15 protein-coding genes are annotated in these 20,533 nt (G+C 60.2%); 10 read left to right on the forward strand and 5 right to left on the reverse strand.

What is annotated here, in order from left to right; translation table 11 throughout:
- The first annotated feature begins 105 nt into the window (after positions 1–105).
- The 9 genes from gcvA (at position 106) to L4G42_RS12250 (ending at position 10,698) form a co-directional block, all read left to right on the forward strand.
- Entirely contained in the window at positions 106–1,014 is a 909-nt protein-coding gene (gcvA, locus tag L4G42_RS12215; protein ID WP_237260835.1) for a transcriptional regulator GcvA, read from the forward strand.
- Between the two features lie 415 nt (positions 1,015–1,429).
- Positions 1,430–1,873 (forward strand): cupin domain-containing protein, encoded by a 444-nt coding sequence (locus L4G42_RS12220; RefSeq protein WP_237260837.1) that lies wholly within the window; start codon positions 1,430–1,432, stop codon positions 1,871–1,873.
- On the forward strand, positions 1,873–3,381 hold the full coding sequence (locus tag L4G42_RS12225) for a methionine--tRNA ligase (RefSeq protein WP_237250158.1): 1,509 nt from the start codon (positions 1,873–1,875) through the stop codon (positions 3,379–3,381). The genes L4G42_RS12220 and L4G42_RS12225 overlap by 1 nt, the downstream gene beginning before the upstream one ends.
- Before the next feature lie 20 nt (positions 3,382–3,401).
- Entirely contained in the window at positions 3,402–4,526 is a 1,125-nt protein-coding gene (locus L4G42_RS12230; protein WP_237259234.1) for an NAD(P)/FAD-dependent oxidoreductase, read from the forward strand.
- Positions 4,523–5,470: an ABC transporter substrate-binding protein gene (locus L4G42_RS12235; RefSeq protein ID WP_237250156.1), complete on the forward strand. Its 948-nt coding sequence runs from the start codon at positions 4,523–4,525 to the stop codon at positions 5,468–5,470. The genes L4G42_RS12230 and L4G42_RS12235 overlap by 4 nt, the downstream gene beginning before the upstream one ends.
- 54 nt (positions 5,471–5,524) lie before the next feature.
- On the forward strand, positions 5,525–6,883 hold the full coding sequence (locus L4G42_RS12240) for a SidA/IucD/PvdA family monooxygenase (RefSeq protein ID WP_237250155.1): 1,359 nt from the start codon (positions 5,525–5,527) through the stop codon (positions 6,881–6,883).
- Complete coding sequence (sbnA, locus tag L4G42_RS26115; RefSeq protein ID WP_336885879.1) at positions 6,880–7,899, forward strand: 2,3-diaminopropionate biosynthesis protein SbnA; 1,020 nt, start codon at positions 6,880–6,882, stop codon at positions 7,897–7,899. The genes L4G42_RS12240 and sbnA overlap by 4 nt, the downstream gene beginning before the upstream one ends.
- A complete protein-coding gene (gene sbnB, locus L4G42_RS26120) occupies positions 7,892–8,899 on the forward strand; it encodes a 2,3-diaminopropionate biosynthesis protein SbnB (protein ID WP_336885878.1) in 1,008 nt (335 codons plus the stop codon). The genes sbnA and sbnB overlap by 8 nt, the downstream gene beginning before the upstream one ends.
- Positions 8,890–10,698 carry an FAD/NAD(P)-binding protein gene (locus tag L4G42_RS12250; RefSeq protein WP_237250154.1) on the forward strand — a complete coding sequence of 603 codons (1,809 nt, stop codon included), beginning with the start codon at positions 8,890–8,892 and terminating at the stop codon, positions 10,696–10,698. The genes sbnB and L4G42_RS12250 overlap by 10 nt, the downstream gene beginning before the upstream one ends.
- 35 nt (positions 10,699–10,733) lie before the next feature.
- Here the strand turns inward: L4G42_RS12250 and L4G42_RS12255 are convergent, their stop codons facing one another.
- The 5 genes from L4G42_RS12255 to lpdA all read right to left on the reverse strand — a co-directional run bounded on the left by L4G42_RS12255 (position 10,734) and on the right by lpdA (position 18,139).
- Positions 10,734–11,435 (reverse strand): substrate-binding periplasmic protein, encoded by a 702-nt coding sequence (locus L4G42_RS12255; RefSeq protein ID WP_237260839.1) that lies wholly within the window; start codon positions 11,433–11,435, stop codon positions 10,734–10,736.
- Between the two features lie 219 nt (positions 11,436–11,654).
- Complete coding sequence (locus tag L4G42_RS12260) at positions 11,655–12,950, reverse strand: hypothetical protein (RefSeq protein ID WP_237259232.1); 1,296 nt, start codon at positions 12,948–12,950, stop codon at positions 11,655–11,657.
- 13 nt (positions 12,951–12,963) lie between these two features.
- Entirely contained in the window at positions 12,964–14,268 is a 1,305-nt protein-coding gene (locus L4G42_RS12265) for a hypothetical protein (RefSeq protein WP_237250151.1), read from the reverse strand.
- A 539-nt stretch (positions 14,269–14,807) separates the two neighbouring features.
- The gene (locus L4G42_RS12270; RefSeq protein ID WP_237250150.1) at positions 14,808–16,427 is read right to left on the reverse strand and encodes a glucan biosynthesis protein D; all 1,620 of its coding nucleotides are present in this window, start codon (positions 16,425–16,427) and stop codon (positions 14,808–14,810) included.
- A 311-nt stretch (positions 16,428–16,738) separates the two neighbouring features.
- Entirely contained in the window at positions 16,739–18,139 is a 1,401-nt protein-coding gene (lpdA, locus tag L4G42_RS12275; RefSeq protein ID WP_237250149.1) for a dihydrolipoyl dehydrogenase, read from the reverse strand.
- A 419-nt stretch (positions 18,140–18,558) separates the two neighbouring features.
- Here lpdA and hflK point away from each other — a divergent pair, with 419 nt between their 5' ends.
- Positions 18,559–20,526 (forward strand): protease modulator HflK, encoded by a 1,968-nt coding sequence (hflK, locus tag L4G42_RS12280; protein WP_237250148.1) that lies wholly within the window; start codon positions 18,559–18,561, stop codon positions 20,524–20,526.
- Positions 20,527–20,533 lie beyond the last annotated feature (7 nt).

Genomic DNA, 20,533 nt, shown 5'->3' on the forward strand with positions numbered 1-20,533 from the left:
GATTGACGCTCGTCGAGTCGGGGTGTGATGATTTGAGCAGTGTCTGGGGCGGTGCTCAAGCGAGCTTTTCTTAAGCACATTAGATTTTCTTAACTGAGGTCAGGCATGAAATTCCCGCCCCTGCACGCGCTGTTGTGTTTTGAAGCGACGGGGCGCCACGCCAGCATGAAAGGCGCGGCCGGCGAGCTGTTCGTAACTCCGGCGGCCATTAGCCAGCAGATCGCCAAGCTCGAAAAAGCCGTTGGCGTCACGCTGTTCATCCGCAATACCAAGCGCCTGGAGCTGACCGCCGAGGGCAAGATTTACCTGCGAGCCATTCGCCCCGCGCTCGGGCAGATCTCCGATGCCACCCAGCGTCTGATGAGCGACAACGGCCCCAATACAATCACTGTCAGCTGCACCAGCGGTTTTGCGATGCAGTGGCTGCTGCCCCGGCTGCCTGATTTTCAGGCCATCTGCCCCGGCATTGAGGTGCTGATCAGCACCACTAATCGGCTGGTTGATTTGCTCGGCGACGGCGTTGACTTCGCTGTGCGACACGGTCTTGGGCGTTACCCCGGTCTGGAAGTGGAGATGCTGATCAACGACCGACTGCAGCTTGTCTGCAGCCCTTCATTGCTGCCGGACTCTCGGTATCTGTCGTCACCCATTGACCTGAAAAGCTACAACCTCCTGCACGACGAACACCGCGAAGACTGGGCGTTATGGCTTCGTGCAGTGGGTATCGAAGACGGCGAGGCCGCCGTGCACAAAGGTTCGGTGTTCGTTGATTCCAACGGGGTCATCGAAGCCGCGCTCGCGGGGATGGGCATTGCGCTGGTACGCCGCTCGCTGATTCGGGAAGAGCTGGCGTCCGGCCGTTTGGTCGTGCCGTTTCGCGCGACGATCGACACGCCGATCGCCTATTACCTGGTTTATGACGAGACAGCCATTCTCCCCAAATCCAGCAAACAGTTTCGTGACTGGCTGGTGTCTCAGGCCATCGCCAGCCAGCGTGAATTCACCACGCGATAGTTCGCGTTCACGGACACTCGAGTCTGCGTTGTAGCCACAGACGTTTTCCCGGCTAAAGCCGGTCCTACAGTGATTACGCGGTGTGTGAGTAGGACTGGCTTTCGCCGGGAAGAGGCCAGTGCGTACACCCTCAATTTCGCGGTGTAATAAAGTATTGGTGAGTTATCAAGGCAGTTAAGTCCTGCTTCAGTGTCCGTAAGTGATACAACCACGCTGGTAAAACCAGTCAACTTGCTGATTACTAAAACAATTAAGCCAAGGCTCGTTAAGTCAAACTTAACCGCTGATTGCGGATTTCTAGTTTGCCCCGTCGCGCACTTTTCTTCAGTTTATCCCTTAACTGGCACGCGCCCGTCAGCTCAGTCTGGCGCCGATAAAACAGCGAGCAGGATGCTCTGGCTGAAGGGAAAACCTCATGACTGATTTCGATATTTTTCGTCCCATGGCGTGGGACAAACTGGTTCATGAATATGACCTGGATGGCGCACGGTTACTGCCGTGGAACGGCTATCCGACGCCCATCGGCGGTGGTTGGTGCGTCGTACGGCCCCACACCAAATCCTTGTCGCACACGCAGATAGACCAGGAATTCTTTATCGGCATCAAAGGCACCGCGCGGTTGATCGTCGGGGATCAGACGTACCCGTTCACCATGGGTGACATCGCCGCCATTCCCAAACACACCGATCACTATGTGTTCAACGACACTGACGAAGACTTCCACTTCTACGTCGTGTGGTGGGATCGCGATTCCGCCAACCGCTTCCTCGATGAAGACGCCCAGCAGGCAGTGGCCGCCAATGAGTTTGCCCTGCACAGGGCGACGGTCCATGACGAGTCCGATCAGAGGGCGTCGTGATGGGCAAGTTACTCGTGACGATCACGCCGCCGACACCTAATGGTGATTTGCATATTGGTCATATGGCAGGCCCTTTTCTCGCCGCGGACATCTACACCCGCGCTCAACGCCAACGCGGCCACGATTGCACCCTCGTCTCGTACTCCGATGACTATCAGTCCTACATGCTGCGTCGAGGTATCGAACTGGACCGGGCGCCTCAAGCACTGGCGCTGGAGAACACCGACAAGATCAACGACACGCTCAAGAAGATGGGCATCCAAGTGGATTTCTGGATGCGCCCGTACCGCAACAGCTACTTCAAGAACGCCGTTGAGGAGATGTACGAGTGCGCGGTGAAGGCGGGGGCCATTTACAAAAAGGTCAGCCAGGAACCGTATTGCGAACACTGTGATAAGTGGGGCTATGAAGCTTTCGGGCGGGGTAACTGCGATCACTGTGGCTCGGATTCGGATGCCAGCCAGTGCGAAGAATGCGCGCACATGCCCAATGCCTCGAAGATGAGCAACTTCCGCTGCAAGTTATGTGCGGCTTCGATGATCTGGCGGCCGATAGAACGCGAATTTCTGGCCCTGTCGAACTTCCGCAACCACCTCAAAAACACGTTTGAACATGCGCCGCTGCGGCCTTTCATTCGCCGTTTTTTGGAGGAGGAATTCGATATCGGCCCGGCGGATTGGGGCATCACTCGGCCCCAAGACGGCGGACTGGATCTCAAGCCGGATGGCAGCCGGCGCATACACACTTGGGTCATGGGGCTGTCCGGTTACCTGGCGGCCTTCCGCGAATACCTCAACGAACACAAGCTTGCGCCGTGGGAGTACGACGAATACTGCCGCTCCGGCAAAGGCCGGCTGGTGCATTTTCTGGGCTACGACTGCGCCTTCAGCCACATGATGGTTTACCCCTCACTGCTGCAGACCATGCACGGCTATCGCATGCGCCAGACCTTCTACACCAACCAGTTCCTGACCTTGAACGGCAAGAACCTTTCCACCAGCCGCAACTATGCGATCTGGGCGCGGGACCTGGTGGCAGACGCCTGCACCGACAGCGCGCGCTTCTATCTGGCGCTGATCGCTCCGGAACAGGACACGGATGATTTTGATGTCGAGAAGTTCTCAGCCTGGCGTGAGCAAACCTTCAACGAGGTGCTGGTGAAGCTGGCCGCGCAGGCCGAGCGCGAACGGGTGGACGGCGACAGCCTGAAAGTCAGTGCGGCGGACGCGGCGGCCCTCAAGATTCTGGTAGCGCGCTGGTTCGAAGCGACGTCGGTGGATCACTTCAGCATGAAGGGGCTCGCGGTGCTGCTGTCGGACATCATCAACGCCGCCCGTGATCGTCAGACGCTCGGCAAGCGGATTCTGCCGTACATGGCGCTGATCGGTGCCATCGGCGCGCCGGTGTTCCCGGATCTGGCGAAACAGATCCTGCGCTACTGCCGTTTTACTGAAAACGAAGTCCTGCAGCAGCTGGTGTATGTCAGTGCGGTCGAGTACGAAATCTGACCGAGAGGCGCGTGACGACGATGAAAACTTCATTTGATGTGATCGTGATCGGAGCCGGCATCATGGGCGCTTCGATCGCAGCGGCGCTGGATGAAAGCGGCCTCGATGTGGCGCTGATGGAGAAGGGCATCGCTGGCGCCCAGGGCGCAACGCGGGACACGGGCGGCATCGTTCGCGGTCTGGAGCTGGACGCGGCGCTGCGTCCCTTGACTCGCCGCGGATCACTTTACGGCAATCCCGGCATCGTTCACGCCCTCTACGAGAGTTCACTCAACCGCAGTGGCGTCGCTTACATCGCCAGCGCCGAAGTATGCGGGCAATACCTGGAAGCGGTGGACAGCGAAGGCTCCGAGAGCATTGAGCTGCACGCTTCGGTCGACGCACTGGATAACGGGCGTTTCTCGCCTTTTTGTGTCGGCGATTGCTTGCTTATCGAACGCAGTGGCGGCACGGTCGATGCCCGCGTCACGGTTTCGAATCTGTGCCGCTACGTCAGTGAAAAAGCGACGTACCTCGATCACCTGGCCGTCGACCGCTGCGTCGAACTGGACGGCTATGTTCAGGTTCATGCCGGCAAGCTATGCCTGGAAGCGACGTGGGTCGTTGATGCCTGTGGCGCCAGCGGCCCGTTGCCCCGGCCGCACAACGCCGTGCACGCGCGGACGATTCCGTTCACGCGCTTCGGCTGCGACCAGGCCCCGAGCATGCCGATCATTGCTCACCATCTGAATACCTACCTGCTGCCGCTGGGACGCAATCTCGTGCAAGTCGGCGGCCAGCGACGCCAGCGCGCAGAACATGCGGATCAGCTGAACATGGCGCCGCTGGATAATGAGCAAGATGTCATGGACCGCATCTCTCGTCTCGGCTACGACCGGCACCACAGTTTGCCGGTGGTCACACAGGTTGGCTGGGACGCGTACACCGAAGACGGGCGTCCCCTGATCGGTCGTTCCAGCGCCAAGAGCCACCTGTTTCTGGCCACCGGGTTTTGCGGCATCGGCTTCAAAATGGCACCGAATGTTGCCGAGTTGCTGGCGTTCGAGCTGGGCGGATTGATGTCCGGCTTATCGATGGATGCCGCTTATAGATCGGTCATGGAAGCGTTCCGCCCTTCGCGGTTTGCCGAGGTGGCGTTGTCATGATGCGCCTGGGAATCTGCGCGGCCCTCGACGTCGGCACCACGCTGCACGCGCGCGGTTTCTTGCGTAGCGTTTACCTGTCCAGCCATCTGTTCCCCCATGTGCGCCGCGCGCGCCATTATTACTTTGATGACGGCGCGAGCGCGGAGGGCGGCCGTGCGGCGGCGAGGCATTTCATCAACGCAAAGGTGGATGCTGTGATTGGTCACTTCGCTTCGGACTCTGCCGCCGCAGCGGTGGAAAGTTATGCACAGGCCGGGATTCCGCTGATCTTGCCCGCATCCACCTGCGCAGACTTGACCAGCGCCGGAGAAACCACGTTCCGCATTTGTGCGTCTGACCGACTCCTCGCCACGCGGCTGATCGAATTTGCCGAATCTGAAGGCCTGCGCCGTCTCGCTTTGTTCACTGATCCGAGCCTGCACGGGCGTCAGCAGATGCAGGAACTGCACGCAGCCGCGCAGTTATCCACAGTCGAGTTGGTGGACGAAGTGAATAATGCCGATGCCGTGGTGTTTTGCGGGCGCTTGAGGGCCAGCCGGCAGTTCCTTGTGGATAACCGCGCTTGCGGCTGTGAATTGCCCCTTTTCTTTACCGACGACGCCGCGTCACCGGCGCTGGTGAAAGGCTTGGCGCAAACCGGCACGGTGTACGTCATCAGCTTCCCGATCGCGGGAGATGTGGCTGAGGCGCAATCATTCAATGCGGTTTATCAACAGATCTACGCCGAGCAGGCACCGGTTTACGCCGTCGAGACGCTTGCGGCATTTGCTCTGGTTGACCTGGCTGCCGCCGGGCAGCGCGGACTGCTTGACGCGCTGCGCTTTGATCAATTTGCCACCCCTGCCGGCCCTGTCAGTTTCAGCGATGGGGAGAACGATCACGCCCGGGTTTCGCTGTGGGTCTACACCGACGAGCACGTCCACGAACGACGTCTGCTGTGTTGAAGCGGCCTGCCCAAAAGCTCGCCACATCTTTTGCAACGTTCAGGAAGAATGACCATGACTCAGTATGAAATCGAAGGTGTGCGTGAAACGCTGGACGTCGTTTCGATCGGGTTTGGCCCTGCTGGTATCGCACTGGCCTGTGCGCTGGAAGACGAGGCGGAAGACAACGGCCGGAAGCCTTTCCAGCGCGTGCGCTTCTTCGAAAAAGGGCGTGATTCGACCTGGCATGGCGCGTTTCTACTGGCGGGCACTGACATTAACCACCATGTCTTTCGAGATCTGGTGACGCCGCGCAATCCACGCAGCCGCTTCTCCTTCGCCATGTACCTGAAGGAAAAGGGGCGTCTGCATAAGTTTGGCCTGCTCGGGCGTCCGGCCAGCCGTGTGGAATGGTCCGACTACATCGCCTGGGTCGCCGCACAACTCAAGGACTACGTTGCCTACGACGAAGGTGTGCTCGACGTATTACCGGTGGCGGAAAAGGGCATCCTGAAGGGCGTTGATGTCGTCACTGCGAAGGGCACCTATCGCACCAAACGGCTGGTGCTTTCCCACGGCAGCCTGCCCCGTATACCGGACGCGTTCAGCCCGCATCTCGGCGGCCGTGTCTTCCACACATGCCAGTATCTGAAAAACATCCACCTCGGCGGCGGCCCTATCGCGCAGCGCTGGCTGGTGCTGGGCTCGGGTCAAAGCGCGGGGGAGGCGGTCACACACCTGCTCGGCGCCGCCCCCACCACGCAGGTCCATTCGGTGCACCGCGGCGTGGGTTTCAAGGTGGGACAGCTCGGGCAGTTTCCCAACATGGCTTTCCTGCCGGAGCACATCGACTATTTCCACGACCTTGAGCCCGGCAGACGCAGCCGGGTATTCGAAGAGATCCGGTCGACCAATTACGCAGGCATCGACGTCGACGAGAGTCAGGCGCTTTACTCCTTCCTGTACGAAGGCGAGGTCACCGGCCACCGACGTCTGAACCTGCATGTCTGGTCCGAAGTGGCCTCGGTGGAAAAAGTCGGCGATGCCTATTCGGTGGTGCTGCGTGACAGCAATACCGGCGTTGAAACCGTGCTGTACGTCGACGGGATTGTCTTGGGCACAGGCTACGAGCAGCTTGCAGTGCCACCCCTGCTGACCCTGCTGCAACCGTGGCTGGTCCGCGACGAGGACGGCACGCTTGCGGTCGACCGGCATTACCGCGTCGCCCTGCAGCACAGCGAGGGCGTGCAGATTTTGGCGAACGGCACGTCGGAAAAGACCCACGGCATCAGCGACGCTCAGTCGTTTTCCATGGTTGCCGTACGGGCGCAGCACCTGACCGACGCGCTGCTGGCGACCCATCCCCGGCAGCGTGCGCCGGTGGTGACCATGCCGAGCTACACCCGGCCCGCACGCGTCGAGGCACGGCCATGAATTTCATTTCCCATATCGTCGGCGATTCGAACTTCGTCAGGGTAAAAGGCCTGGGTTTTGAAAACCTGCATCTGAAGCTTGAGTCATGCAACCCTGCGGGCTCGATCAAGATGAAGACGGCCATCGGCTTGATCGACTCCTATGCCGAGCGCCGACTTATCCACAAGGACACCGTGCTGATCGAGTCCTCGTCCGGGAACCTCGGCGTGGCGCTGGCGATGATCTGCGCCGAGCGCGGCTACAAATTCTGCTGCGTCGTCGACCCCAACACCAACCTGCACAACATCAAGATGATGGAAGCCTTTGGCGCACAGATCGTCATCGTCACCGAGCGCGATGACAACGACGGCTATCTGGGCACCCGCATTCGGTACATTCGCGATGCCGTGGCCCGCGATCCCCGTCATCTGTGGCTCAACCAGTACAGCAACCCGGCCAACGCCCGGACCCATGAACACACCACGGCGCGCTCGATTCATATCGCGTTTCCGGCGCTGGACTATCTCGTGGTCGGCGCTGGCACGACCGGCACCTTGATGGGCTGCGTGCAGTATTTCCGCAAGCATTCGCCGCGCACCAAGATCATCGCGGTAGACAGCGCCGGTTCGGTGACTTTCGGTCAGGCGCCCGGCCCGCGTTTCATTCCGGGACTCGGCTCCAGTCAGATGCCGCCGATATTCCGCGCCCATCACTTGCACAAACAGCAGGTGGTGGATGAGCGCGCCACCGTGGCCATGTGTCGCTGGCTGGCGAAGTCGAATGGCGTGCTGGCGGGCGGCTCCACCGGGACAGTGGTGGCCGGACTGGCAGCGCCCTCGCTGGGAATACCCAAAGACGCTGTTGTCGTGGCGATTTCGCCGGACGCCGGCGAGCGTTACCTGGAAACCATCTACAACGACGAGTGGGTCATGCAGAAGTTCGGGCGTGCCGAGTTGACTGCGCTCAGTTCGCAGCCGATCACCCGGTATTTGAAGCAGTACGTCCACACGTTCGAGGGAGAAGAGCTAAATGTCTGACTTTCACGTGATCCCCGGCGCTGTCATCAAACACATCCTCGACAACCACTCCCACGACATGGTGCGGCGCATCGAGCAGGTGTATCTGCAGCACCACGACGGCCAGACGCTCAACCCGGACAGTTACTTTCTGCGTTTCCCTCAACAACCCGCCAACCGGATCATTGCGCTGCCGGCCGCGCTGGACGGAGAGGACGCCGTGGCGGGAATCAAATGGATCTCCAGCTTTCCCGGCAATGTCGCGCAGCAGAAGCCGAGGGCGTCAGCCGTGGTCATCCTCAACGACCGCGAGACCGGCTATCCCTATGCGTGTCTGGAAGGTGCGCAGATCAGCGCGGTGCGAACGGCGGCTTCGGCGGTGTCAGGCGCTTACTGGCTCAACGGCCAGTCTCGTAAGGCTCTATCCGTAGGATTTATCGGCGCAGGGGTAATTGCCCGCAACATCGCGCGAATGCTCAGCGTTGAAGGATGGGACATCGGCCACGCTGTTGTGCACGATTTCGACGTGGCGTCTGCGGACGCTCTGACAGGCTTTATCGAAAATGCCGACTTATGCACAGCCCGGACAGGATCGCTGGAGCAGGCGCTGGCGGCAGATTTGGTGATCTTCGCCACCACGGCCGGGGAGCCGTACGTCAAACCGCCAATGGCGTTTCGCGCCGGGCAGGTTGTGCTGAACATTTCGTTGCGGGACATCGCGCCGCAGTTGCTGCTGGAGGCGAACAACCTCTGCGACGACATCGAGCACTGCATGAAGGCCAACACGTCGCCGCACCTGGCAGAGCAATTGACCGGCGGCCGCGCTTTCATGAACGGGACGCTGGCCGGCCTCATGCGTGGCGAGGTCGAGCTTGATCCTGCAAAGCCCTCGATCTTCTCGCCGTTCGGCTTGGGCGTACTCGACCTGGCGCTGAGCAAATTCATCGTCGACACGGCACTGGCAGAATCCCGCGGCGTCGCCATTGACTCGTTCTTCGGAGAAACCCTGAGATGGAACTGAGCGCTGCGCTGCCGGGCGAAAAGTTATCCCCAGGGTCTGATAAACCCGCCATCAGGATCGGCATTGTCGGGTGTGGCTCACGCGGGCTGACGGTGCTGGAGCGTATCTGTGCGCTGGCGATCAACACGGCCCGGCGAATCGAAGTAAACGTATTTGACCCCCAGCCCCCGGGGCCAGGTTTGCATGCCGTCGACCAGCCTGAATATCTGATGCTGAACACCGTTGCTTCGCAGATATCGATGTTTCCTGACACGGCCGCCCTTGACGGACGCGTGGGACGCCAGGGACCCAACTTTTATGAATGGTGCCTGCGTTTTAAATCGGCGGAACGCAATGTACAGCCCAATGAGTTCCTGCCGCGCAGTTGGCTTGGGGAATATCTGGCGTGGACCTATGAACAGGTGATTCTCGGTCTGCCAGCAAACGTGTGTGTCATTCATCATTCCCACGCTGTGGATAACATTGAGCACACCGACATGGGCCAGTTTGTTTTGTCCACAGGTGAGTTGGATTGTGCAGTGGATTGGCTGGCAATTACCGTTGGCCACGCGCAGCCGCAAAGTTCGAACGGAGTGCTGCCCACACCATCCGTAGCTTATTCACACCTCGGTTCACTCGATTCGGTGTTATCCACAGAAGCGGTTGGTATTGAAGGGCTGGGCCTTACCGCTATGGATGTTGTCGCGGGTCTGACGGTCGGGCGTGGAGGCCAGTTTAGCAAACTGCCGGACGGTGTGCGCTATGAGCCTGGCGGACGGGAGCCGACTATCTACCTGTTCTCGCGTAGCGGTCTGCCGTACCGCACTCGGCCTGACATCGTGCCCCATCGGACCTCAAATGCTGCGTTGATTTTCACATTGTCGGCCGTAGCAAGTCTGCGAGAGGAAAACCCTGACGGCCTGGATTTCGAGCAGCAGGTCCTTCCGTTGATCAAAGCTGAAATGCTCGCAGAATACTTCGGGATGATTGCGTCCCAAAAAGGCGAGTCGGCAGTAAGGATCAAAGCGGAGATTGCGCGCGCATATTACTTGGACCGGCTTGAAACCGTGTCGGCGGAAATGGCTGCGCGTTTCCAGGCGCTGCCGCTGGATGACGCTGTGTATAACCCGCGCGTGTCGACTACGGACGCTGCGGATTATTCTCAGGCCATGCGCGCATCTATCGAACGCGACGTCGCGCAAAGTTTATTGGGCCTTGATTCGAGTCCGATCAAGGCGGCGATCGAAGTCTGGAGAAGCTGTCGCGAACAGCTCCGTCGGGTTGTGGATAACCGAGGGCTGACCACTCATTCAGGCCGTGTCTTCTTCGGCGAATATGCGCCCCACGTCAATCGAATGGTCGCCGGACCGCAGAAGGAGCGTCATCTGGAGCTGCTGGCCTTGGCCGACGCGGGAATTGTCCACTGGGTGCGCCCTTCTCAAGTTATCCACAGTCCGGGCGGTGAACCGGCCGCCGTGAGACTCTCGGAGAATCTGGCGGTGCCGTTACAACCTCTGCAAAGCGTCATCAAGGCACATGTCAGCAATGCCTGTGACATTTCGTCGCTGCCAAAAATTATCCGATCGCTCATGAGCAGCGGAATTATCCACAGCCTGAATGGCGGTGGGGAGGGCGTGCTTGTCGACAGCGAAGGCAAAGCACAACCCAATTTGTGGATAACCGGTCCTCTTGTCGAAGGCTCGACGTATTACAACCACTACGTTCCGTCCTCGGGCAGCTATTCCCGCGCCTTCGTCGATGCCGACCGAATCGCCCGCGAGATGTTGGGGTTGAATGTGGGGGTCAGGGCAATCGTTTGAGCGTTCGCCAGTAGGACTGGCTTCTGCCGGGAAGGTCACTTCCCCACCTGCGTCCCCGGCAAATACTTGCGTCGAATGCGCTCCAGCTCGCCCGTCTTGTTCAGGCTATCGATCGCGCTGTTGATCCGCGGCAACCACGAGGCGTATTGGGGTTGAAGCTTGAACACCAGCGGCGCTTCGCTGAGTCGTGCGCCCTGGACGAACTGGCCGGGATCGAGGTCATTGCTTGAAATCAGCTCATTAAAGATGTCGTCGACCATAGCGATGGCGTCGACGCGTTTGCTCTGGAGTAGCTTGATCAGCGCTTCGTCCCTGGAAGTTTCCAGCCGGTTCAGGCGGCGCTCTTCGATGGCCGGGTCCAAGGCCCAGTAGTTATAGCCCCGGACCATGCCAATCGTAAGGTGCTCCAGTTGTGCGATGGTCTGGCCACGCGCAGGGTGGTCAGCCAGAAAGTACAGGTGCTCTCTGACCGTGGAATAGGGCTTGGAGAACGCGTATAGACGTTGTTCCTCAGGGCTGTTCCAGATCAGCGCGTCAGCGAAGTTGATAGTGATCTCGCCCTTGCGCAGCATCGACTGCAGGCGGTTGACCGGGTAGATGACGAAGGTAACGTCCAGGTTGGCCAGCTTCATCACACGTCGCGCGATGTCGATGGAGATCCCCACCAGATGGCCGTCCTTGTCTTGGTAGGCATACGGCTTCCACTGGGCTCCGCCCGCAACGTAAGGCTCAGCCACTGCTGGCAGCCCGAGCAGCCCGAGCAAACAGCCAACGACGAATCTTCCTCGAAGCCCCATATGTTCCCCCGGCAGCGTGTCTGCCCAAGGCCGTAAGGTAGCAGTAAGACATGTCCAGTAAATGTTGTATTGCCACTGTCTATATCTGCAGCACATAAAAAAACCCGCGCTGACAGGGTCAGGCGGGTTCGCACAGGTGCGGCCGTCAGGCGTCGCGGCTCAGACGTCAGGGCTTAGGCGAATGATTTTCGGAAACTCCGTCAGCGTCAGCCGGGCCGAGCAGCGCTGGGCATCGCACACCCACTGCTGCGCAGAGTCAGTCATGCCTTTGTCCGGCGTTTGCGTATCGAGTATGCGCACCGGTTTGGTTTTCATGGCCGCGGCGCTGATGCTGACTTCGTGTTCGTGTTCGTGTTCGCGACCGCTGACCCACGCCACCAGAATCCGCTCGCGGCCTTTGCTGAATGCCAGTTGGAAGACACCGTCGGACTGGAGGCTGTTTGCCGGCTCGTAGGTGAAATCGGGTAGGTAAGGGCTGATGGCCTTGAGCACCGAATAAGCCGGTTTCGCGCGGAGATCGGCATCCAGCAGGCCGAAGTTGTGCTCCTGCTCGTTGCGGTTGGTGCCATCGTTGATCAGGTCATACCACCACATGCCTTTGACATTCGGCACCGTGCGGATGAGGAAGTACGCGCGCGCCAGGTACGCAGACTGGCGCTCGGCGTTGACGCCGCAATTGCCATTGTGGCTTGGCCAGCTCATCTCGGTCAGATACAGAGGCACCGGCCTCCCAACCTTGGCGCTGATTCGACGGTCCAGATCACGCATCCAGCCGATCCAGCTTTCCGGCGTGTTGCGGTAGCTGCCTTCGCAGTGCACATAGGGATGCAGCGAGAGGCCATCGGCGTACTTCATCACCCCTGCAGTCAGGATTCGGTCGACGAAGCCACTCTTGATGCCCATGGTTGTCACGGCGCCTGCGAGTACGAGCGCCTGGGGATTGTTCTTGCGAATGATCGGTGCAGCGTCCCGGACCAGCGTGGCGTAGTCATTGCTCAGGCGCGGATCCGCTGGGCCGTCCAGATCCCACTCGTTCCAGACCTCATAGAACCTGACCGGATTGCCCAACTGGCGAGTGAGGTAGTCCACGTATTTCAGGTACGGAATCTTGACCGCAGGTATGCGTGGCTTTGCGCCCCCCTGATATGAGCTGCCGTAGCCGAGAATGACCATCGGGGTGAGATTCAGTCCCTTGGCAGTGCTCAGCCATGCGCGCCACGGCGCAATGATCTGCATCTGGCCGCGCGCAGGTTCGGCCGTAGACCAGAAGGCGTCATCGCGAATGGACGTGACGCCAGCCACGCTCGCCATCTGAAGGCTGCGCAGCGGTTGCCCGGTGTTATTCATCGAATGGGTGGCAACGCCGACGATGAAAGGCTCGGCCCCGACGACATTGGCAGCGCACAGGGCGGCCATCAGTGCCAGGCCGCTCAGGCCGATGCTGCGAAAGCTCATAGGATTGCCTCCGTCAACTCAGGCCCGGCAGGCCGTTCCACGTGGGCAACTCATGGGGCTTTGGGGCCGGCAGTCTGACCCGCGATTTCATGGCCAGTGCATGCCCGATGGCCATGCCCAGGAACATGTTGGCGAGGGTCACTTCCAGCGTATCGGTCGTCCAGCTGACAATGCAGATGCAAAAACTGGTCACCAACAACGCCTGGCCGTAACGGCTGACACTGTCGGCCAGGATGAAAAACAACGGGATGTGCAGGGCGTAGAGAAACAGCCCGACCAGGCCAAACATCGCCCACAGGTAAACTACGGTGCTGTCGGAAACCATAAAGATGTCGGCGCCGGCAACCGGGAAGGCGGCCACGGCGCTGCCAACCAGCCCGAAGCCCACACCGGTGAGCGTTCGATCCTCCTCCATCAGCGTCCGAATGATGTTGGGCCAGGTGTTTATCAGCCGGTCGTAGATGGATGCGAGTGAACTCGTGGCCGAGATTTTGTTGGCATCGAAGTCGGTCATCATCGCCACGAAGGGCAGCGACATACCGAGTACGACCGCGACAACGATGGCCGCCCGTGCCGTCCAGCGAAACCGCATGATCAGCAGCAGACCGGTACCACCGATGAACGCCAATGCTGGCGCCTTGCTCGTGGTCAATATCACACCGGCGAGGCCTATCACGCAGACCACCAACCCCAGCAACTTCGAGCGCAGGGTCGCCATCAGGTACAGGCTGAGAATCGAGATGATGATGGCCAGTGAGCTGGAGATTCGCGCGAATCCGGCCGGGCGGTCCATGTCTTCGGAGGCCCATGCGGTGTTGGCGCTCAGCTCGGTGCCGCCGACGGTGTAGCTGTAGCCCTTCCACGGCAGATTGACATACCGGTCGAGGGCAATGCCGCCCAGCGAAGCCAGCAGGCAGAAGGCAATCGCCCACATGAACAGGCGCTTGTGGCGAATGATCTGGTCACCGCAGGCGATCCCGAAGAGCAGCGGGCTGATCCCGTACAGCGCGAATGCGAAATTCCCGGCCTGGGCGCCATTCAGCGCTGCCCATCCCGCCGACAGGAACAGCACCAGCAGGCTCAGCCAGACGCCCGGCCCGGCTTTGAAGCTGCGCAGCTCCAGTGCGAAGAACAGCAGGCAGGCGACCTTCGGGGCGTAGAGCAATACGGAAATCCCGGCCTGATCCAGATAGAAACGCAGAGCCCCGTTGAAGGTCTCGACCAGCATCAGGCTGATCGCAACCAGCGCGATCGCCGTGGATTTATCGAACGAAAGCGAAGAAGGTTTTTCAACGTAAACGGGGGAAGTCGACATCATGTGCAGCCCCTCGGGAGCATTTGTACGTGTGATGAGCGTCAGCGTGCGAGCAGGCCGCCGGGCGGAAAAAGCTACCGCCCAGCCGAGCGGCAATGGCCGTCGGTGGTGTGCAATCGCGATGGTTTGGGTGGTCGCAGCGGTTGAGCAGAAGGGCGTTTCAGTCCCCTCGCGAGCGGCGCGACAGGGATATATCAGCCGCAGATCGGAGGGCTGTCAATCAATTAGTCAAATTTACGGACATATCGAGTCATGGCGAAATATCGCAAATCGTAAGCCATTGATTTTGATAGCAGATAGAAAATTGACGCTGTTAAAAAGAGAAGAAATCCGGGCCTTTTGGCGACCTTCTATGACTCATTTTCGTTACACGTTCTCGGTCCCGGCCGCTCTTATGAGATGTGTGTACCCGAGTCGCGGCAGGACTCATCGTGAGCGTTGGCTTGCTCGCGAATACGGCAGCACACCCGTTGAATATTCAGCGGCTGATACGCCATTTCGCGAGCAAGCTTGAATCCCGCTACGCCGTTAGCTAATCAACCTCAGGTGTAGCGGCGCTTGTCCGCTGCGGGCGGGAAGTACTGGTACAGCCAGGTCTCGCTCAGCGTGCGATCACCGGTTTTGATGAACATGCGCATTTCCACCGGCTCCACGGAGTCGCTGGTCGGGTACCAATCGAACGTCACGCGGAAACCCTTGATGTCCGGCAGCACCAGCACATTGAAATCCTGAACCTTGCCGTGGGACACGGTGACCACCGGCTCGATGCCCGAACCTTCCGGCAGTCTGTCCAATCCGCCGCCGTTGAAGTCCACGGCAAAACGCCGCGCCCAGACTTCGGGGTAGTGCTCGCCCGGTGCCCAGCCTTCGATGAAACCGCCCATGCCTGAACGCGTCGCGTGCACTTGAGCCAGCGGCGTGCTGACCGGGGGCAGTGGGCTCCAGTAGAGCTTGTAGCCGTAGTTCATCGACATGCCGGCCTTGACCGGCACTTTCGGATTCCAGAACGCGACGATGTTATCCAGGGTTTCGCCCGTGGTTGGCAGTTCCAGCAAATCGATTGAGCCTTCACCCCATGCCGTCGTCGGCTCGACCCACAGACTCGGCCTGCGGTGGTACCAGTCCACGGTGTCCTGATAGGTCTTGAAGTCATGGTCAGTCTGCACCAGGCCAAAGCCTTTCGGGTCCTTGTCGGCGAAGGCGTTGAACTGGATCTTGGCCGGGTTATTGAGCGGGCGGCAGATCCATTCGCCATTGCCACGCCACATGGCCAGCCGGTCGGAGTCGTGGATTTCCGGGTGGAGGGTGTCGCACATGCGGCGTTCGTGGGTGCCGCAGCTGAACATGCTGGTCATGGTCGCAATGCCCAGCTGCTCGATGTCGGCCCGCGCATTGATGTGCGCGTCGATGTCCATCACCACGCGGTCAGCCTGGCAATCGATGTCGAAGCGGTACGCGCCCGTTGCACTGGGAGAGTCCAGCAACGCGTAGACCACAAAGCGGGTGGCGTCTTTTGTTGGCTTTTCGAACCAGAATTGCGTGAAGTCAGGGAATTCCTCAGGGCTATGGGCATAGGTGTCGATCGCCAGACCCCGGGCGGAAAGACCGTATTGCTTGTTGCTGTCGATCGCCCGGAAGTAGCTGGCGCCCAGGAACGACAGAATGTCGTTGATGGCGATCTCGGGCGCTTTGAACAGTTTGAATCCAGCGAAGCCCAGGTCGCCCTTGAGCTGGCTCTGGTCGATACGACTGGCTTCATAGTTGAACAGCTCAGGCCGGAAATGCACTTCACGTGCCTGCTGGGTCGCCGGGTCGACGCTGTACATGCGCACCGGCGTCTTGAACCCCGCGCCGACGTGGAAGAAATGCACGTCCAGTTGGCCCTTCACATCATTCCACAGTGAATGGCCAGCGTCGTACTTGATCGCGTTGAACTGCTGAGGCGTCATGTTCGCCAGGGTGGGCGGCAGGTTCTGCTTGGTGCTGACGTAAGGCTTGCCGGCCATCTGTTTGGCGTTGTCCTGCAAGGTCTTGAAGTCAAAGTGTTCGATGTCGCCATCGGCCGCCGCAGCCAGCGCGCGTGCCGCATAAAGACCTGAGGCGGGCAGCGCGCTATAGGCTGCCAGCGCCATGGACGCTTTCAAGAGATTCCTGCGATTCATATGGTGAAGCCTCTGAAGATGCTGTGCCTTCCTGCACAAAAAAGTGCGCTTTCCCAATCCTTGCTGAACGCAAATTACCAACAAACAGATAACAATCTCGGCATCTTGTTCGCGCAAAGGGAAAAAAATCGTTTCAGGACACAACCGAGTTTGCTTCAACGTGTTGCTCGTGCGGCCAATTTTGGCAGCACACTTCAGGGCTTCGACGTGCCTATTCCCGGCTAAAGCCGGTCCCCGAAGTGCGCTTCAGTGGGACCTGCTTCAGCAGGGAAGCTTGCCCAACAGCATCGAGGCATTGCCGCACGATAGCTTCAAGTCTGCGTGGTATGCCCCCCGACGGCCATCGCCGCCTGACGCAGCGCCTCAGACCGTGTCGGATGAGGATGGCTGGTCAGGGCGATGTCTTCGGCGGAGGCGGCGAACTCCATCGCCACGCAGTACTCCGCGATCATCTCGCTGACGCTTGGGCCGACGAGATGTACGCCAAGAATCTCATCGGTGCTCTCATCCGCGAGCACTTTCGCGAAGCCGTCCGTTTCGTGATTGACCTTGGCGCGGCTGTTGGCGCTGAACGGGAATTTGCCCACTTTGTAAGCGCGGCCTTCCTCCTTCAGTTGCTCCTCCGTTTTCCCGACGCTGGCCAGCTCGGGCTGGGTGTAGATGACGTTGGGGATCAGGTTGTAATTCAGCTCACCCTTCTTGCCGACGATACGCTCGACACACACGCCGGCTTCGTCCTCCGCCTTGTGCGCGAGCATCGGGCCGGACGTGACGTCGCCAATCACCCAGATACCCTCTACCGCCGTGCGATGCCCCTTGTTGGGCAGGACGCCGCGCTTGTCCACGTCCAGCCCGACGGTTTCCAGGCCTAGCCCTTTCGTCACCGGGCGACGGCCGATGGACACCAGCACGTAGTCCGCTTCGATCTGCTCGGCTTCGCCACCGGCGGCGGGTTCGATGCTCAGGGTGACGCCGGTTTCCACGGTGACGGCAGAGGTGACCTTCGAGCCGAGTTTGAACGCCATGCCTTGACGCGACAGCGAGCGATGCAGCGTCTTGCCTGCCTCTAGGTCCGTGCCGTGGGCCACATGGTCGAGAAATTCGACCACCGTCACTTTCGCCCCTAGCCGACGCCAGACCGAGCCCAGCTCGAGACCGATGACCCCCGCGCCAATCACCACCAGATGCTTGGGCACTTCGCTCAACGACAACGCGCCGGTGGAATCGAGAATACGTTTGTTGTCGATGGTCACGCCTGGCAGGGGCGTCGGCTCGGAGCCGGTAGCGATGATGATGTCCTTGGCGGTCAACTCGGTTTCGGCACCTGCAGCGTCGGTGACGATGACCTTGCCGGGCCCGGTGAGTCGGCCCCAGCCCTTGATCCAGTCGGCTTTGTATTTGCGAAACAGAAACTCGATGCCCTTGGTCAGGCCAGTCACGCTTTCGGCCTTTTGCGCCATCATCTGGGTCAGGTTCAGCGTCGGCGTGACCTCGATGCCCAGCTTCTTGAATTCCTCGCCCGTCGCTGCCTCATACAGCTCCGAGGCGTGGAGCAACGATTTCGAGGGAATGCAGCCTACGTTCAGGCACGTTCCGCCCAACGTCTCACGGCCCTCGATGCACGCCACTTTCAGGCCTTTCTGGCCCGCATGGATCGCCGCGTTGTAGCCGCCGGGGCCGCCACCGATGATGACAACGTCGTAGTGACTCATGAACGTACTCCTCGAGGAAACCGACAATGGAGGCAAGCGTAGCCGTGTCCAGGCAAATGTCGCGCGTTGTTCGGGCTGCTTAAATGATGGCCGTAATATTTCTCCCGGAAGACTTCAAAGTCAAGCGTGTGAACCCGGCGCTATTCCCCCGAACATCTCGTAGGACCGGCTTCAGCCGGGAAGGCGCCCTCCGTCTGGTCGGTGGTTTGAGCCCATACGACGGCAGGCGATGTTTACCTGTCTGCTGCCTGTCTGAACCCGCATCCAGCGCTGCGCAAACGAATAATCAGACGAAAATTTCACGACTTCTGTTATATCGTAACGCCCTGTGTCAGCGTGGCTTGAAGCAGTGTCACGCAACGCCAGTGGGCGGGCGGGAAGGGTGATGATTACAGCGTTAAACGGGCTTTGGAGTTGCAATGCGGGTTGATCTGGATGATGAGGGCGCTGCACCGGCGAGCCTGCCACGGTTTCAGCGGGCGGTTTTGCAATCGCGGCGTCTTTCACGGCTGACGTATCTGACAGGAGCGATGGGCGTCATCGGCCTGTTGGTGTCGCTTTTCGTTGACCTTTTTTCTCCCAACTCGCTGTGGACGGCGGTGCTGACCAACAGCGCCACCAGCCTGCTTGTGCTGGCGGCGGCATTGCAGTCGGCGCACGTGGTCAGCCAGTGGCGCGTCGGCGTCATCGCACCGCCCTCTGCAGCTGCCTCTGACGATGAAGCGCTGCTTCACTGCGATGAGCAGGGTTGGTACGACCGCGTGCTCGGACGCATCAGCGGCGCCGGCACCTCAATGGTCGGCCAGGTTGGGTTGCCGGTGTTCTGGCTGGCAGGCTGGGCGTTGCTGTCGCTGATCAGCATTGGCCTGATCTGGAACCTTGCGCTGTCGGGCAGCAGTGTCAGCCTGGTCGGCAACGTGGTCGGCGGCCTGCTCCTGTTGATGGGGTTTGCGCTGCTGGTGCTGGAGCGGCAATTCAGCAATGAGTCCCAGGCCAGTTGGCCTGAAGCCGAGCAGTTGGCGCAGATCACCCGGGTCGTCATTGGCACGCTGCTGGTCACGGCGTTCTGCCTGTTTTTCTCCTCCGTTGATCGCGTATGGCCCGCCCGGCTCGCGGTGTTGATTGGCCTGCTGCCTGGGCTGGTCGCCGTCGAGTTACTCATCCGCGCCTTCTTGTCCGTCTTTAGTCCACGCAACGAACGCCTTGAACCGCGCCTGATTGCCAGTAGCTTCGTTGCCGGCCTGTTGCGCTGGCCGCCGCGCCCGTTGCTGGCGCTGCAAAACGAGCTGCACAACCGCTTCGGCATCGACCTGCGGCAGATCTGGGCGTTTACCTACATGCGCCGTGCCTTTCTGCCGGTGCTGGCGGTCATCGTCGGCCTCGGATGGTTGCTGAGTGGTGTCCATGAAATCCCCATGCAGGGCCGCGGCATTTACGAGCGATTTGGCAAGCCGGTTGAAGTCCTGGAGCCGGGTCTGCACGCCGGTTTGCCCTGGCCTTTCGGAACGGTGCTGGCGGTGGAAAATGGTGTGGTCCACGAGCTTGCGACCAGCGTCTCTGAAGGCGCGGGTGCCGAGCAGGCGCTTGACGCTGCCGAAGGCCCGCCGCCTGCCATTGCCAACCGGTTGTGGGACGCCACGCACATCAATGACAAATCGCAAGTGATCGCCAGCGGCTCCGGTGATAAGCAGAGCTTCCAGATCGTCAACATGGACGTGCGCTTTGTGTATCGCATCGGTTTGACGGACGAGGCCGCATTGGCCGCGACCTATAACAGCGCCGACATTCCCAGCCTGATTCGCAGCACCGCCAGCCGCGTGCTGGTGCACGACTTCGCCTCGCGCACTCTCGACGAATTGCTCGGTGAGCAGCGCAATGATCTGGCGGCTGACGTCGGCGACGCCGTACAGCGCGACCTGAAAAAATTCGACAGCGGTGTGGAAATTCTCGCGACCGTGGTCGAGTCGATTCATCCACCGGCGGGCGCGGCCAACGCCTACCACGCTGTGCAGGCCGCACAGATCAGCGCCCAGGCACTTATTGCCCGGGAGCGTGGCGCGGCGGCCGATCAGGCCAATGTGGCGCAGTTACACGCCAGCATGGCCCACGATCAGGCGGCGGCCACCTCGCGGGAAGTCATGGCGACGGCGCAAGGTGCGGACTTGCGTTTCAGCGCCGAACAACAGGGCTACGCCAAAGCGGGCCAGGCGTTTCTGCTGGAGCAGTACTTCAGTCAGCTGACCCAGGGGCTGACCCACGCCAAGTTGCTGGTGCTGGATCATCGGCTCGGCGGCACCAGCGCGCCGACCATCGATCTGCGTTCTTTTACCCTCCCGGTCGACCCCGCAGCGTCGACTCAATCAGCTGACCAGCCCTCGGCTGAATAAGGAGTCT

The organism is Pseudomonas petrae, assembly GCF_021728295.1.
GTDB classification, from domain to species: Bacteria; Pseudomonadota; Gammaproteobacteria; order Pseudomonadales; family Pseudomonadaceae; genus Aquipseudomonas; species Aquipseudomonas petrae.